Genomic DNA, 16446 nt, shown 5'->3' on the forward strand with positions numbered 1-16446 from the left:
TTTTTATCTTTATATCACTTAAATTTTACTACACATGAAAGTCTTGATTGCAACAGAAAAACCATTCGCCAAGGTTGCTGTGGATGGTATTCGTAAGGAAATAGAAGCAGCTGGTTATGAACTTGTTCTATTGGAAAAATATACAGAGAAAGCCCAATTACTTGATGCCGTAAAAGATGTGAACGCCATTATTATCCGCAGTGATATTGTGGATAAGGAAGTGCTTGATGCGGCAAAGGAACTTAAGATTGTTGTACGTGCGGGTGCCGGATATGACAATGTTGATTTGGCTGAGGCTACGGCTCATGGAGTATGCGTGATGAATACTCCGGGACAGAACTCAAACGCTGTGGCAGAACTTGCTTTCGGTATGATGATTATGGCTGTCCGTAATTTCTATAACGGTAAGGCTGGTACAGAACTTATGGGTAAGAAACTTGGTATTCATGCATACGGTAATGTGGGACGTAATGTAGCCCGTATCGCCAAAGGAATCGGCATGGATATTTATGCTTACGATGCTTTCTGTCCTAAGGAAGCTATCAAGGCTGACGGTGTCACTCCTGTAGATTCTGCAGATGAGCTTTACAAGAATTGTGATGTCGTTTCACTTCATATTCCTGCTACTCCTGAAACACGCAAATCTATCAATTATGACTTGGTGAACCTGATGCCAAAGAACGGTTTGCTTGTCAATACTGCAAGAAAAGAAGTTATCGACGAAGAAGGACTTCTGAAACTGATGGAAGAACGTCAGGACTTGAAGTATGTAACAGACATTATGCCAGAAAAGAATGAAGAGTTTGCCGCTAAATGTGCCGGCAGATATTTCTCTACTCCTAAAAAAATGGGTGCCCAGACTGCTGAGGCTAATATCAATGCAGGTATTGCTGCTGCAAAACAGATTGTGGCATACTTCAAGGATGGTTGCGAGAAATTCCGTGTAAATAAAAAATAAAAAACTTTCTGCCTATGGCAATAGTTAAACCTTTCAAGGGCATACGCCCACCGAAATCAATGGTAGAGGAAGTGGCTTCCCGACCATACGATGTATTGAATTCAGAAGAGGCGCGTGAAGAGGCTAAGGGTAATGAAAAGTCATTATACCATATCATCAAGCCTGAAATAGACTTCCCGGTTGGAACTGACGAGCATGATCCTGCTGTATATGACAAGGCAGTTGAGAACTTCAAGATGTTCCAGGAAAAGGGATGGCTGGTGCAGGACGATAAAGAAAACTATTATGTATATGCACAGACCATGAATGGCAAGACTCAGTATGGTCTTGTTGTTGGCGCATACGTGCCTGACTATATGAATGGCGTAATAAAGAAGCATGAGCTTACACGCCGCGATAAGGAAGAGGACCGTATGAAGCATGTCCGTGTGAACAATGCGAACATCGAGCCTGTATTCTTTGCATATCCCGATAATGCCGAACTTGATGCCATCGTTGCTAAATATACTGCATGCGAGCCGGAATATGACTTCATAGCTCCGGGCGACGGATTCGGTCATACATTATGGGTTATTGATGAAAAGGACGATATAGACAGGATTACTGCTTTGTTTGCTGATATGCCGGCTCTGTATATAGCCGACGGTCATCACAGAAGTGCCGCAGCAGCATTGGTAGGTGCCGAGAAAGCTGCCCAGAATCCAAATCACAAGGGCAACGAAGAGTATAATTACTTCATGGCTGTATGTTTCCCAGCATCGCAGTTGACTATTATTGATTATAACCGTGTGGTAAAAGATTTGAACGGACTGACAGCCGAACAGTTCCTGAAAGCATTGGAGAAAGACTTCATAGTCGAAGAAAAAGGCGAAAGTATCTATAAGCCTTCATCACTTCATAATTTCTCTTTGTATCTTGCAGGAAAATGGTATAGTCTTACAGCTAAACCGGGAACATACGATGACAATGACCCTATAGGAGTGCTTGATGTGACTATTTCTTCAAACCTGATTCTTGACGAGATACTTGGTATAAAGGATTTGCGTTCGGACAAGCGTATAGACTTCGTTGGAGGTATCCGTGGTTTGGGCGAACTGAAGAAAAGAGTTGACAGTGGTGAAATGGCAATGGCGCTTGCCCTTTATCCGGTATCGATGAAACAGTTGATGGATATTGCCGATACGGGAAACATCATGCCGCCGAAGACTACATGGTTCGAGCCTAAGCTTCGTTCGGGACTTGTTATACATAAATTGGAATGATATTTTGATTTACACTTTAGTTGATAGAAATCTGAAAAAGCCTGGTGAATAATCCATTCATCAGGCTTTTATTCCATTAATGTTTTTTACAGATGTTTACTATGCTATAATTATAAATTTAATATTTTATACATGATTTAATTTATTTCTTTATATTTGTACTTTGTTAGCCTTATTGATTTTTAGGCTTAAAACTATCTGTAGATTTTAAATATGAAGGTAATTTTTAAGTATATCATAGCAGTAATATTTTCTGTATTTTCTTTTGCGGATTTGTTTTCCGATGTATTTGACGGAGCGTTCAGTATTCGTCATATTGGTCGTGCTGATGGTTTGAGTAGTGAAAGGGTCTTTTCCATTGTTGAAGACAATGATAATGTGATGTGGATTTCTACAAGGACTGGAGTTGACAGATATAATGGTCTTACAGTAAAGAATTATTCCCTGCTTGGCAATTATTATTATGGAGATATGGCCGGTAGGATAATCAGGCTTTTTCATGACAATCATTTTGGATTGTTGGCATACGACCATACTGGTAGGATTTACAGATATCAACCTGAAACAGATAGTTTTGAGTTATATTTCTTTTTGGGAGATTATATTAAAGGTGAAATAATTCTTAATAAAATATTATCGGATAAATACGGAACTCTTTGGTTGGGATTAAGCAATGGACTTTATTGCAAAAAAACAGACGAAACGTTAAATCGTGTTGTTGATGGGGAGTATATAAATGATATTGCCTGTACTGGTGATTCGTTGTTTATAGGAACATCTGATGGAGTCTTACACTTAATGACTAATGATGGTAAAAGTACAGATCAACTTGTAGAAGGAAAGAATGTACAGACCTTGTATTATGACAGAGACGAAAAGAAACTATGGATAGGTACATTCAATAGTGGATTGTGGAGTCTGGATTTAAACGATCAATCATTGCATTGCATCGAAAGCCATCATCTGTCTTTTCTTAATCCTATTCGTGCCATTACTCCATATGATAATAACAGAATTCTAGTTGGTATAGATGGCGGTGGAGTATATTTTGTGGAAAAAGATACTCAAAAGACAATGTTGTTTATCAATGCAGAAGATAGTGGTGAATTATATTTGCATGGCAATGGAATATATACCATCACTAAAGACTTTCAGGACAATATTTGGATTGGCAGTTACACAGGAGGGGTATCTGTGGCTATCTCAATGAAATATCCTATTACTGTACTGAGGCATGAAAGGGGAAATCCGCAGTCGTTGGTAAATAATAATGTGAATGCAATAGAAGAAAACTTAGACAATGATTTATGGTTTGCCACTGATGATGGTATAAGTATCCAGCATAAATCAGATTTCAGATGGAAGCACGTTTTAAAATCTACTGTAATAGTTGATTTGTGTAAGTCGGAAAATGGAAATATGTGGGCAGGAACTTATGGTGATGGTTTGTATTATATAGATAAGGATGGGTGTGTTATTAGGCATTTTACCAGAAATACAGACGACTTGACCACAAACTATATTTTTTCGTTAAAGGAGGATGCCGATGGAGATTTATGGGTTGGAGGTCTGGATGGTAATTTGATAGTAGTCAATAAGCAAGGAAAACGTAAAGGAGAATTTAAGGTAAATTGGGTTCATTCCATTGAAGAGGTTGATTCGGGTAAGATGGCAGTAGCCACAGTAAATGGTTTCTTTATTGCAGAAAAAAATAACTTTAAGGTGAGCCGTTATGCCACTACTCGTGAATTTAATAATAAAAATATCAGTGCATATATAGTTTCTATGTTGTTTAATGGTGACGAAACTGTATGGTTAGGTACAGAAGGTGGTGGACTGAATCTTTATAATATAAACTCAGGTGATGTAAGAACCATTACTACGAACGATGGTTTATTGTCTGATGATATATACAGTCTGCTGCGTGATATGCGGGGACGCATATGGGCCAGTACAGGTAAAGGTCTTGCTGTGGTTAACGGTTTGCAGGTATCAAATCTGAATTATATGCATGATACAGACAAAACGTATAACAAGTCGGCATGTGCTAAACTATCTGATGGAAGATTTGCTTATGGAAGTACTGATGGAGCAGTTTTTATTACTCCTGATGCGATGGACATTGAGGCTTACGATGCTCCTGTCAGAATAATAGACTTGAAACTGGAATACGTTTCACCAGATAAGGAAATGCAAATGCGTCCGGACATTTATTCCATGCTCATGGATAAGAAAGTCAATCTGGATTACAGGTATAATTCTTTTTCTGTTACTTTCGAGTCAATTAATTATCGTTTTCAGCATGATATTGCTTATCAGTATATACTTGATGGTTATGAAAAATCGTGGAGTGCGATATATTCTAATGGTGCTGTCAGATTTACCAATGTATCTCCCGGCACATATACTTTGAAAGTCAGAAGTCTTAGAAAAAGTAATGGAGAAATTATTTCGGAAGAGTCACTTTCGATAAATATTGCTCAGCCATGGTGGAACAGCTGGTATTCATGGATAATATATGTCGCTTTCGTATGCGGAATATTTTATTTTATTCTCCGATATAAAAGCAATCAGCTCCAGAAAAAACATAATGAAGATAAGATTAAGTTCTTTGTTGAGACAGCACACGATATACGTACTCCGGTAACACTTATTATGGCTCCTTTGGAAGATTTAAGTAAGGAGAAGAATCTTCCGGATGATGTCAGCTATTTGTTGGAGACAGCACGCAGTAACACACAAAAGCTGAATACTCTGGTAAGTCAGTTATTGGAATTTGAAAAGATAGATATAAGTAATAAAAATGTGCTTCTTAAGCCGGTTAATATCAATGATTTGTTAGTGAAGGAATATGTAAGTTTCCAGTCTTTTTGCGATAAGAAACAGCTGTATATAAAGATGTCCTTGCCAGAACATGAAGTGTTCGCAATGGCAGATGAGCGACTGATGGAGATGTTGCTTGATAATCTTATTTCTAATGCATGTAAATATACTTTGCCAAATGGAACAATAAGCTTGTCGCTCTACATTAATAAGAAAAATATAGTAATTGAGGTTAAAGACACAGGTATTGGCATTCCTGAGGAAGCTGGCAGACAGTTGTTCAAGAATGTTTATCGTGCTGTTAATGCAAGGCAAACCAACGAACCTGGCACAGGATTCGGTTTGTTGCAAGTTCAGCGTCTGGTAAACATGATGAACGGAAAAATATCATATAAATCTGAGGTAAACAAGGGTAGTACGTTTTATGTTACATTGCGAAAGGCAGATATCGGTATTCCAACGGCTGATAGTGTTATAGAGAAAGAAATCTCTCCTGTCGTGGAAAATAAAAGTGAAGATATTGGTATTTATGCTGAGAATCCTAAAAAAGATTCGGATACATTGCTTATTGTTGAAGACAATGATGAATTACGTTGTTATTTAAGGAAGGTTTTTGAGCGTGATTACCGTGTAGTTGATGTCTCTGATGGAAATAAGGCATTGGAATGCCTGGCAGATGAATATCCTGACCTTATATTGTCGGATGTTATGATGCCGGGAATACAAGGCGATGAACTATGTCGTATAGTGAAGGATAATCCTCAGACATCAGGTATTCCATTTATATTGCTGACGGCGAAAGTTACTCACGATGCTATGGTTAGCGGTTTGAAGAGTGGAGCCGATGATTATATCCCTAAACCTTTCAGTGCAGAAATCTTGAAACTGAAAGTCCACAGTATTCTTGAAACTAGGAAGAGCCTAAGGCAGTTTGTCTTGAAAAATGTGGTAGCGCAGATTGAGAAAACGGATACTTGTAATACTGAAGTCTTTAATAACAATGAGGAAGTATCTCATGAAGATGAGGGAACTTCAGAAGAGACGATTCTATCAGTGTCCGATGATGACATGAAATTTATCAAGCGTGCTACTCAATTGGTCATAGATAATATTGATGATGTTGAATTCAATATAAATCAATTGTGTCAGGAGATGGCCATGAGCCGTACTTTATTTTATAATCGTTTGAAATCGCTGACAGGAAAGGCTCCTCAGGATTTCATTCGTTTGATTCGTTTGCAGCGGGCTGCTGAACTTTTAAAACAGGGAAAAAGTGTTGTGGATGTGGCAGCTGAAACAGGTTTTGTTAATGCTAAATATTTCAGTACATTGTTTAAAAAACAATTTGGAGTATCACCAAGTAAGTTTTTAGAAGAAAATTCATAAATAAGCAGGACTTGATATTACGGGCATAGAAATCAATAAGGTTTCATAAATGGAGGTTTATTGATTTTTAAGCCCGTTTTTTTTGTGAGAATCTTTATATATACTATGTGATTTGGTAGTTAAAAATCAAAAATGATAGATTTCAACCCTTTTCTGTCAGTATTCAAACCACTAAAAACAGTATTATACCCAATTTTGTCCACAGCTTGATAAGCGAAAATAATCTTTAGTTAACTGTAAATGAGAAAATGTGAATACATAAATGTTTAACCCCAAAAACTATCGGTAATGAAAACAGTTTTTTTATTTTTATTACTCTGCTTCGGAGTAAGTCTGCAATCCTGTTCAAAAGAACCGGTTAAACCGGATAATACGGAAGAGGAAATTAATGATGAAAGTAATGCTAATGAAAGTGAGGATGAACAGCAACATCCTGAAGATGATTCGTCGGACGGTGACGAACCTTCAAAACAGTGGAATCTAATATTTACAGAAGATTTTGATACTTTCGATGATTTGATCTGGACAAAGGAAACACATGAAGCCGGTTGGGTAAACAATGAACTTCAGGAGTATATCGAAGCATGTGTTAGTGTAGGTAAAGATGGAGATAAGTCAGTTCTTATTCTTACGGCCAAAAAAGAAGGGGATAAATTTTATTCAGGTCGTGTAAACAGCAAAGGCAAGAAAAGTTTTCAATATGGTAAAGTAGAAGCAAGTATAAAACTCCCTAAAACAGCAAACGGATTATGGCCTGCATTTTGGATGATGGGCGACAACGATAGGCAGTGGCCTGCCTGTGGTGAGATTGATATAATGGAGATGGGAGAAAAAGCAGGCATAGCCAATAATACAACAGAAACATATATCAATACCGCAATTCATTATGGTCCTAATGTCGAAGGACATGAACAGATATTCCAAACCAAGACAATGGAGAAAAGTCTACAGGATGGCAACTATCATGTCTATTCTTTGGAGTGGAATGAAAATGAACTTATCGTAAAGGTTGATGATATATTAATTAAGACATTCAATATCGGACCTGACAGTGGTCGTTTTGAGTATTTTAATGATAAATTCTATTTATTGCTTAATCTTGCAGTTGGCGGAGATTTTCCAGGCATTACAGATCCGGCACAGATTACAGCATTGAAGGATGGAGAAAAAGCCCAAATGTTTATCGACTGGGTGAAAATATATAATTAATCTTAATACTATTACTTATTAAAAACTTATGAGAAGATTAAACTACAAGTACACATTGTATTGCGGTACATTGTCCTTGTCTCTTTTGGGAGGAATACCGCAAGTGAATGCCGGAGTTGCAGAAGTCAATCTTGCAATAATGCAACAGAATCGACAGGTTTCCGGTAATGTTAAAGATGCGATGGGAGCGATAATCGGAGCTTCGATTGTTGAAAAAGGAACAACAAATGGAACCATTACTGACATGGATGGTAACTTTGTTCTGAATGTACAGCCGGGGGCCACATTGGTGGTAAGTTATGTCGGTTACAAAACAAAAGAAGTAAAAGTTGGTACTTCACCACTAGATATCACTCTCGAGGAAGATAGTAAGGTGTTGAGTGAGGTAGTCGTTACAGCGTTGGGTATAAAGCGTGAGCGTAAGGCACTTGGTTATGGTGTAGATGAAGTAAAAGGTGAAGCACTGACAAAGGCTAAGGAAACCAATGTCATTAACTCAATGGCTGGTCGAGTACCTGGATTGGTTGTCAGTCAGACTGCCGGTGGACCTTCAGGTTCTACACGTGTACTTTTGCGTGGTAATACAGAAATGACAGGAAACAACCAGCCTCTATATGTAATTGATGGTGTACCTTTGGATAATACAAACTATGGCAGTGCAGGTACAGAAGGAGGATACGACTTGGGTGATGGTATATCTAGCATTAATCCTGATGATATTGAGAATATGTCAGTACTTAAAGGTCCTGCTGCTTCAGCGTTGTATGGTAGCCGTGCCAGTCACGGTGTAATTCTTATCACTACAAAGAAGGCTAGCGGTAAGGATGGTGAACGTATGAGTGTTGAGTATAATGGTACAATGACATTTGAAACTCAACTTGCTAAATGGAACGAAGTTCAGCAAATATATGGTATGGGTAGTGATGGCACTTACAGTATAAATGCTGTTGCAAATACAAATAAGAGTTGGGGACCAAAAGCCGACGGTTCAAATATGCTTGATTATTTTGATGGCGTTTCGCGTCCGTATCTGATTATTCCTGATAACGTATCTGTTTTCTTCCGTACAGGTTTGACTGCAACAAATACATTAACTTTAAGTTCGAGCCATGGAAAGTCGGGAGTACGTTTTACTTACACTGATATGCGTAATAAGGATATAGTTCCTAATACAAATATGAGCCGTAACATATTCAATTTGCGTGCGAATACTAGTATGGGAAAAGTTGATTTGGATTTCAGTACAAACTATACACGCGAATCGGTAAAGAACCGTCCGGCTCTTGGCGACAGCAAAGGTAATGTCGGTAAAAACCTTATGACTCTTGCCACTACATACGATCAGGAATGGCTGAAAACATATCAGGATGCAAATGGTGAATACTCTAATTGGAATGGTTTGGATCCATATAATGTAAACCCTTACTGGGATGTTTACAAAAACTCGAACCAATCAGATAAAGATCAGTTCCGTTTCAATGGTAAGGCAATATGGAACGTTACTGACCATTTTAAGCTTCAGGGTACGGTCGGAGCTGAATTCAACTGGTTTAAGTTTGAGGATTTCAAGGCTCCTACAACTCCTGGTTATGAAGCCGGCAGATTGCAGATAAGCAATTTCAGAAACCGTATGTACAACTTCGAAATGTTGGCTCTGTATAACAACTCCTGGGGTGATTTCGATTTCAATGCAACATTGGGCGCCAACTTGTATAAAGTGAATAATGAGACTACAATTACTACAGCTCAGGATATGAAGATACGTGAAACGGTGGCACTCATGAGCTTTAATGAAACAAGTGTGGAACAGAATTATTACAGAAAACAGATAAATTCTATTTATGGTGCAGTAAATGTTGGATGGAGACACCTGATATATCTTGATGCTACATTGCGCGGAGACCGTTCTTCCACATTGCCTTTGAATAACAATACATATATCTATCCTTCATTCTCAGGTAGCTTTGTATTCTCTGAACTTATAAAGAATCACAATTTCCTGCCTTACGGAAAACTCCGTGTGTCATGGGCACAAGTAGGTAGCGATACTGATCCTTATCAGCTGGGATTGGTATATACAAAATCTAAATTTACTTATCCTGGATATACTTTAGGCTCTATCAGTAACACTACTATTCCTAATCGTGACCTAAAGCCTACAAGAACCAACTCATACGAAATGGGATTGGAATTGAAATTCCTGAATAGCCGTATCGGTCTGGATTTCACTTACTATAACCAGACTAGTAGAAATCAGATTATGGCTATGGCTAGTTCATGGGCTTCCGGTTATACATATCGTATGATTAATGCCGGTGAAATCCAGAACAACGGTATTGAAATTGCTTTGAACACTCGTCCTATTCAGACAAAGGACTTTTCTTGGGATTTGAACATCAACTTCTCTAAGAACAACAATAAGGTTAAGGAATTGGTTGACGGCATCGACTTATTTGAACTGGAAAAGGCTACATGGCAGGATGTGCAGATTGCAGCTGTAGTAGGAGAAAATTTTGGTTCAATTATTGGTCCGGACTTCAAACGCAATGAAAATGGTGATATTTTGATTGATCCAAGCACTGGTTTGCCACAATACGATAACAGTAACCATATATTGGGTAACGCTTCATGGGACTGGACAGGTGGTGTTGTAACAAATTTCACATACAAGAATATCTCTCTTGCTGCCGTATTCGATGTTAAGGTCGGTGCCGATTTGTATTCAATGTCAGCTCGTGCTGCATACGAATCTGGTAAAGCATTGGAAACATTGGAAGGGCGCGAAGAATGGTATAAATCAGAAGAACAGCGTAAAGCTTTAGGCATAAGCGAAGCAAATTGGACACCGACAGGTGGTTTCATTGCTCCTGGTGTAATAGACAATGGAGACGGAACATACCGTCCTAATGATATCTACGTAAATCCTGAGGATTATTGGATGAATATCAGTCGTTATGCTCCATCAATGTTTGTTTACGACAACTCATACATTAAATGTCGTGAAATCACATTGAGCTATTCATTACCTAAAACATGGTTGAAGAATAAGGTTCAAGGATTGACTGTGTCTTTCGTTGCGCGTAATCCGTTTATTGTTTGGAAGAATATTCCTAATATCGATCCTGATTCGAACTATAACAATACTACAGGTATGGGTATGGAATACGGCTCATTGCCTTCACGTAAAAGCTATGGTTTCAATGTCAACGTTAAATTCTAATTAATTCTAAATCATTTCAAAAAGAAATACACAATGAAACGTTACAAATCATATATAAAAACAGCAATGTGCATGGCAATTGCACTTGCTTTTACAGCTTGCAGTGATGAATACATGAATGACATGAATACAGACCCGTCGAAAGCTGAAAATATTGACCCAAATTCACAGTTGACTTTTGCCGAACTACAGACATACGGCGACCTTGGAATGATAGAGATATACCGAAGCTATATAGGTGCCTTTACGCAGCAGCTTATGGGATGTTGGAATACAACAAACTACGGAGGTCAGCACAAAATTGACAATAACGAAATGAATCGTTTTTGGACAAATCTTTATACTACAGGAATCAAGAATCTTGTAGATGTTGAGGTAAAGACAGAAGGTGACGAGAACAAAGTGAACATACATGCCGCTGCTGTGATTTACAAAGTATATCTTATGTCTATCATAACAGATACATACGGTGATGCTCCATACTCAGAGGCAGCCAGAGGTTTTATCAGTGGTATTACAAGTCCTCGTTATGATACTCAGGAAGAAATTTACGATAGTTTCTTTACTGAACTGTCTGCTGCCGTGGCTGCGTTGGATGATAAAAAAGATGCTATTACCGGTGATGCAATATTTAATGGTGATGTCAATAAATGGAAGAAATTTGCAAACTCGCTACGTATGCGTTTTGCGATGCGTATATCAGATGTAGCCCCTCAGAAAGCACAGGAAGAGTTTGAAAAAGCATATAATGATGCAGCCGGCTATATGACAAGTGCTAACGATGATGCTTTGATTGAATACATGGAACTTACATTCAATTTTGGTCAGGAAGCATATACTGATTACAGGCGCAATGCTTTGTCACAATTGTACTTTGGTAACGACCCTGCAAACAACCAGACTTATATCTGTTCTACTTTCTTCAACACATTGAAAGACAACGACGACCCTCGTACTTTTGTTCTTACCCGTTGTTATTTCGACAAGGGGCTGACTCAGTCAAATCCTAATAACCGTATTGATTTGACAGATGAAATGCTGGAACTGGGTGCGCAGTTCAATCCTTCAAAACCGGGTGAATTCTGGTATGAACCATGGCCGGACAATGGATATTGGAGTGAAATTATAGCAGACCTTAAAGAAAGGTATCCTGACAATGCAAATTACTCAAATCCATGGCTACAGGATGCTACCCGTCCTAAATTGGCCCAGAATTTCCTGAAATCTGATAATCCGGGTGTCGTTATGACATATGCTGAGGTTGAGTTCCTATTGGCTGAGGCTAAACTTAAAGGATGGAACGTGGGCTCTACAACTGTTGAACAGCATTATGAAAATGGCGTTAGGGCTTCAATGGCATTCCTTGTTGATAATTATGATTGTGAAATAGACAATCAGGCTATAAACGATTATATTGCAAATCATCCTATCTCAGCTCTTAGTGACGAAGGTAAGAAAGAAGCTATAAATACTCAGGCTTGGATTCTTCACTTCCATAACCTGTCAGAGTGTTGGGCAAACATTCGTCGTTCGGGGTATCCAAAACTGAAATCTCCTGCCGAATATGGCTATGCAGCTGATAAGCTGACAGGAGGATACGACATCCCGGTACGTTTATGCTATCCTATTCTTGAGTCTTCATACAACAAGGAAGGCTATCAGGAAGCTTTGGACCGTATGGGTGGAACTAACAGTTGGAATATTCCTGTATGGTGGGATAAAGAATAAAAATCTAATACGTTAAACAATTTAAACTTCGTATCAATATGAAAAAAATATATTTGATATTATTGGTATTGCTTGCTGCTGGTTCTGCTTTTACTTCTTGTAGTGAGGAAAAACCATTCTCTACTGCGACAGTAGATGATAACCCACGTATAATAGCACCGACATTTCCTGAACGTGATGAAAATGGCGGATTAGGAACTATTTCAGAAATTGACAGAGATGTGTTGTTCTCAATAACTGTTACAACGACACCTGCAGATTATACATCTGTGGTATGGACGCTTGATGGTGAAAATGTTGGGACAGAAAAGACACTCGAGATGAATCTTGAAGCAGGTATATATCATCTTAGAGTTGATGTCTCAACTCCTGTAGGAAAGACAACTTTTCGTGAAGGACTTGTAAAAATAAAAGCTTTGGCCGAAGATCCTCAGAGTGATGAAATCGTATTAGAACGCATTGTTGTACCAGGAGGATGGGCACGATTAAGCGGAACAAATCTTGACAAGGTAGCAAAAGTCGCTTTAAAGCAGATAAATGTTAGTGAATCTAAAAGTAATCCAGAAGTAGAAATATCTGATGTAACATACGTCGAATCAGGTGCCTATATTGAGTTTAAAATTCCTGCAGGATTGTCTGACGGTGAGTATCGTGTGGTATTTATTGATGTGGAAGGCAATAGATACGGTGCTAATACAATGGATGTTACTTCTAAGTCTTTGGTAACATCAGGCCCTGATAGTAAACAGCCAAATGCTAAGTGGACTCTTACAGGATTGAATATGGATAAAGTTGCTTCGTTGTCATTGGGTGGAAACGCAATCACTACATTCGTTGAACAGTATTCAACTCGTTTGACTTTCGTTTCACCTATAGTTGCAGATGGAGACTATGTACTGACTGGTATAACAAGTGATGGAGAAAGCGTTAATTTCTTTGTCGAAGACGAGATAAAGACAGAGCTAGCTGTTACAGTTAAGGATTCACCATCCGAAGTTGAATTATGGAAAGGACATTATTATGTTTCTTGGGAGGCTGGAGCATCAGAATCTGCAAAAGAATTTGGTGAAGTTAAAACAATGATTCAAGATTTGCCTCTAGGAAGTAAATTGAAAATATATTACACAATAGAGCCTAATGATACTTATCATCAGATTGGAACCAAAACTGCTTATTGGACGGATCTTCCAGGTTATCCTGAATCTGTATTCTCGGAAGATGGTGTTGTTGAAATTGTTTTGACTCAGGAGATAATTGACTTGTTGAAGGCTGAAGCTGGATTTATCTGTGTAGGTCATGGATATTATGTTGACCGTGTAACTTATGAAGAATAATTTATAAACAGCGAATATAATTGATAAATATGAATTTTAAAAGATTACTTTTAGTTTCGTCCATTATAGGAAATGCTGCCTGCCTCGTTCAGGCGGCAACTCCTGCAGGTTTGACGAAAGATGCAAATATTGAGAAAAAAGTTGAAGCCACACTGTCACGAATGACTTTGGATGAAAAAGTAGGACAGATGACAGAGCTTTCTATCGATGTCCTTGGTAGTGTAGTTGAAGGGGAATTCAAACTCGATAAGGAGAAAGTAAAAAATGCAATTGGAAAGTACAAAGTCGGATCTGTATTGAATGCTCCCGGACCTGTTGCACAGAGCCGTGAGAAGTGGAAGGAAATTATCGGCTATATCCAGGAAGTATCAATGAAGGAGATAGGTATTCCTTGTATCTATGGTCTTGACCAGAATCATGGTACCACATATACACTTGGCGGAACACTTTTCCCGCAGAATATTAATCTTGGAGCTGCATTCAATCCTGAACTAACATACGAGTCGGCTGTCGTGACTGCCTACGAAACGCGTGCAAGTAATTGTCCGTGGACCTATTCGCCTACAGTCGATATGGCAAGAGATCCTCGCTGGTCACGTGTTTGGGAAAACTATGGTGAAGATTGTCTTATTAATGCCATAATGGGAAGCGAAGCTGTCCGAGGCTTCCAGGGAGATGACCCTAACCATATTCCAGAAGACCGTGTAGCGGCTTCTGTTAAGCACTACCTTGGTTACAGTATGTCGCGTACTGGTAAAGACCGTACTCCGGCTTATATATCTGAATCTGATTTGAGAGAGAAGTGTTTTGCTCCATTCAAGGCTTGTGTTGAGACTGGTGCGCTTACTATTATGGTGAACAGTGCTTCTATCAATGGTGTGCCGGTACATGCCAACAAGCAGTTGCTTACAGAATGGCTTAAAGAAGATTTGGCATGGGACGGGATGTTGATTACAGACTGGGCTGATATAAATAATCTTTATACTCGTGAAAAGGTAGCTGCCAACAAGAAGGAAGCAATAGAAATTGCAATCAATGCGGGTATTGATATGGCTATGGAGCCTTATGATCTTGATTTCTGTACACTGTTGAAGGAATTGGTAGAAGAAGGTAGAGTTCCTATGAGCCGTATAGACGATGCTGTTCGTCGTATTCTTCGTCTGAAATATCGCTTGGGACTTTTTGACAATCCTAACACTGATTATAAGGATTATCCTAAATTCGGAAGCAAGGAACATGCCGCAATCGCACTCAAAGCAGCTGAAGAATCAGAAGTGTTGCTGAAAAACAAGAATAACATATTACCATTGTCAAAAGGCAAGAAAATCCTTGTGACAGGTCCTAACGCAAATTCCATGAGATGCCTTAACGGCGGATGGAGCTATACATGGCAGGGGCATCTTGCCGACCGCTTTGCAGGCGAGTATAACACAATTTATGAAGCCGTTTCCAATAAGTTCGGTGCCGATATGGTAACATTGGAACAGGGTGTTACGTATGTGGCCGAAGGTGCATACTATGAAGAAAATGCTCCAGAAATAGATAAGGCTGTGGCTGCTGCAAAGAATGCAGATGTTATACTGGCATGTATAGGCGAAAACTCATATTGCGAGACTCCGGGAAATCTGGCAGACCTTGCAATTTCTGAAAACCAGCGTAACCTAGTGAAAGCTCTTGCTGAAACAGGTAAACCTATAGTATTGGTAATCAATAGCGGACGTCCACGTATTATCAGTGATATAGAGCCTATAGCAGATGCTGTTATCAATGTTTTACTTCCTGGTAATTATGGTGGCGATGCATTGGCAAATATCCTTGCCGGTGATGCTAATCCAAGTGCTAAAATGCCTTATACATATCCTAGAAATCAGGCCGAACTTACTACGTACGATTATCGTGTAAGCGAGGAAATGGATAAGATGGAAGGTGCATACGATTATGATGCAGTGATTTCAGTGCAGTGGCCTTTCGGTTATGGCTTGAGTTATACGACATTCGATTACAAAAACTTGCGTGTAAATAAGGATACATTTGCAGTGAACGATAAACTTGAGTTTACTGTTGATGTAACTAATACCGGAAAAATTGCTGGCAAGGAAGTGGTAATGCTGTTCAGTAGTGATTTGGTGGCATCGCTTACACCTGAGAACCGCAGACTGCGCGCGTTCAGTAAAGTAGAATTACAGCCTGGTGAAACCAAAACTGTAACATTGACCATCAAAGGAAGCGATCTTGCTTTCGTTGGTGCAGATGGAAACTGGATATTGGAGAAAGGTGATTTCCGTATGCAGATTGGTAGTCAGGTTCTCAATGTCAAATGTTCAGAAACACATAAATGGGAAACAGCTAATATTTGTGTTAAATAAATAGCATCTATCATGTGATAGCCAGTTATGGTCCGGTCATTAATGATCGGGCTTTTCTTTTTTAGTTCAATAATTTTTAGTACTGTTTAGGAGCTGTTTAAATGCTGTTTAAACAGCTCCTAAACAGTATCGATACTGCATTTCTGTTTTTCGTACCCGT

The 16446-nt window shown here is 38.9% G+C and carries 8 protein-coding genes; all 8 read left to right on the forward strand.

Features of this window, described 5'->3' with window-relative positions:
- The first annotated feature begins 34 nt into the window (after positions 1-34).
- The 8 genes from H6A27_RS03635 to H6A27_RS03670 all read left to right on the forward strand — a co-directional run bounded on the left by H6A27_RS03635 (position 35) and on the right by H6A27_RS03670 (position 16286).
- On the forward strand, positions 35-958 hold the full coding sequence (locus H6A27_RS03635) for an NAD(P)-dependent oxidoreductase (RefSeq protein ID WP_204507720.1): 924 nt from the start codon (positions 35-37) through the stop codon (positions 956-958).
- A gap of 14 nt (positions 959-972) precedes the next feature.
- The gene (locus H6A27_RS03640; RefSeq protein WP_204507721.1) at positions 973-2220 is read left to right on the forward strand and encodes a DUF1015 domain-containing protein; all 1248 of its coding nucleotides are present in this window, start codon (positions 973-975) and stop codon (positions 2218-2220) included.
- Positions 2221-2433: 213 nt separating this feature from the next.
- Positions 2434-6429 carry a hybrid sensor histidine kinase/response regulator transcription factor gene (locus tag H6A27_RS03645; RefSeq protein ID WP_204507722.1) on the forward strand — a complete coding sequence of 1332 codons (3996 nt, stop codon included), beginning with the start codon at positions 2434-2436 and terminating at the stop codon, positions 6427-6429.
- A gap of 288 nt (positions 6430-6717) precedes the next feature.
- Positions 6718-7638 (forward strand): glycoside hydrolase family 16 protein, encoded by a 921-nt coding sequence (locus H6A27_RS03650; protein ID WP_204507723.1) that lies wholly within the window; start codon positions 6718-6720, stop codon positions 7636-7638.
- Between the two features lie 28 nt (positions 7639-7666).
- Positions 7667-10858: a SusC/RagA family TonB-linked outer membrane protein gene (locus tag H6A27_RS03655; protein WP_204507724.1), complete on the forward strand. Its 3192-nt coding sequence runs from the start codon at positions 7667-7669 to the stop codon at positions 10856-10858.
- Between the two features lie 33 nt (positions 10859-10891).
- On the forward strand, positions 10892-12586 hold the full coding sequence (locus tag H6A27_RS03660) for a SusD/RagB family nutrient-binding outer membrane lipoprotein (RefSeq protein WP_204507725.1): 1695 nt from the start codon (positions 10892-10894) through the stop codon (positions 12584-12586).
- Between the two features lie 38 nt (positions 12587-12624).
- Positions 12625-13920 (forward strand): hypothetical protein, encoded by a 1296-nt coding sequence (locus H6A27_RS03665; RefSeq protein WP_204507726.1) that lies wholly within the window; start codon positions 12625-12627, stop codon positions 13918-13920.
- Between the two features lie 29 nt (positions 13921-13949).
- Positions 13950-16286 carry a glycoside hydrolase family 3 N-terminal domain-containing protein gene (locus tag H6A27_RS03670; protein ID WP_204507727.1) on the forward strand — a complete coding sequence of 779 codons (2337 nt, stop codon included), beginning with the start codon at positions 13950-13952 and terminating at the stop codon, positions 16284-16286.
- The last annotated feature ends 160 nt before the right edge of the window (positions 16287-16446 follow it).

The organism is Bacteroides caecigallinarum, from assembly GCF_016902295.1.
Lineage (GTDB): Bacteria > Bacteroidota > Bacteroidia > Bacteroidales > Bacteroidaceae > Phocaeicola > Phocaeicola caecigallinarum_A.

Coding starts and splice junctions, on each gene's coding strand:
- H6A27_RS03635 (WP_204507720.1), top strand. CDS start 35: ATGAAAGTCTTGATTGCAACAGAAAAACCATTCGCCAAGGTTGCTGTG.
- H6A27_RS03640 (WP_204507721.1), top strand. CDS start 973: ATGGCAATAGTTAAACCTTTCAAGGGCATACGCCCACCGAAATCAATG.
- H6A27_RS03660 (WP_204507725.1), top strand. CDS start 10,892: ATGAAACGTTACAAATCATATATAAAAACAGCAATGTGCATGGCAATT.
- H6A27_RS03670 (WP_204507727.1), top strand. CDS start 13,950: ATGAATTTTAAAAGATTACTTTTAGTTTCGTCCATTATAGGAAATGCT.
- H6A27_RS03645 (WP_204507722.1), top strand. CDS start 2,434: ATGAAGGTAATTTTTAAGTATATCATAGCAGTAATATTTTCTGTATTT.
- H6A27_RS03665 (WP_204507726.1), top strand. CDS start 12,625: ATGAAAAAAATATATTTGATATTATTGGTATTGCTTGCTGCTGGTTCT.
- H6A27_RS03655 (WP_204507724.1), top strand. CDS start 7,667: ATGAGAAGATTAAACTACAAGTACACATTGTATTGCGGTACATTGTCC.
- H6A27_RS03650 (WP_204507723.1), top strand. CDS start 6,718: ATGAAAACAGTTTTTTTATTTTTATTACTCTGCTTCGGAGTAAGTCTG.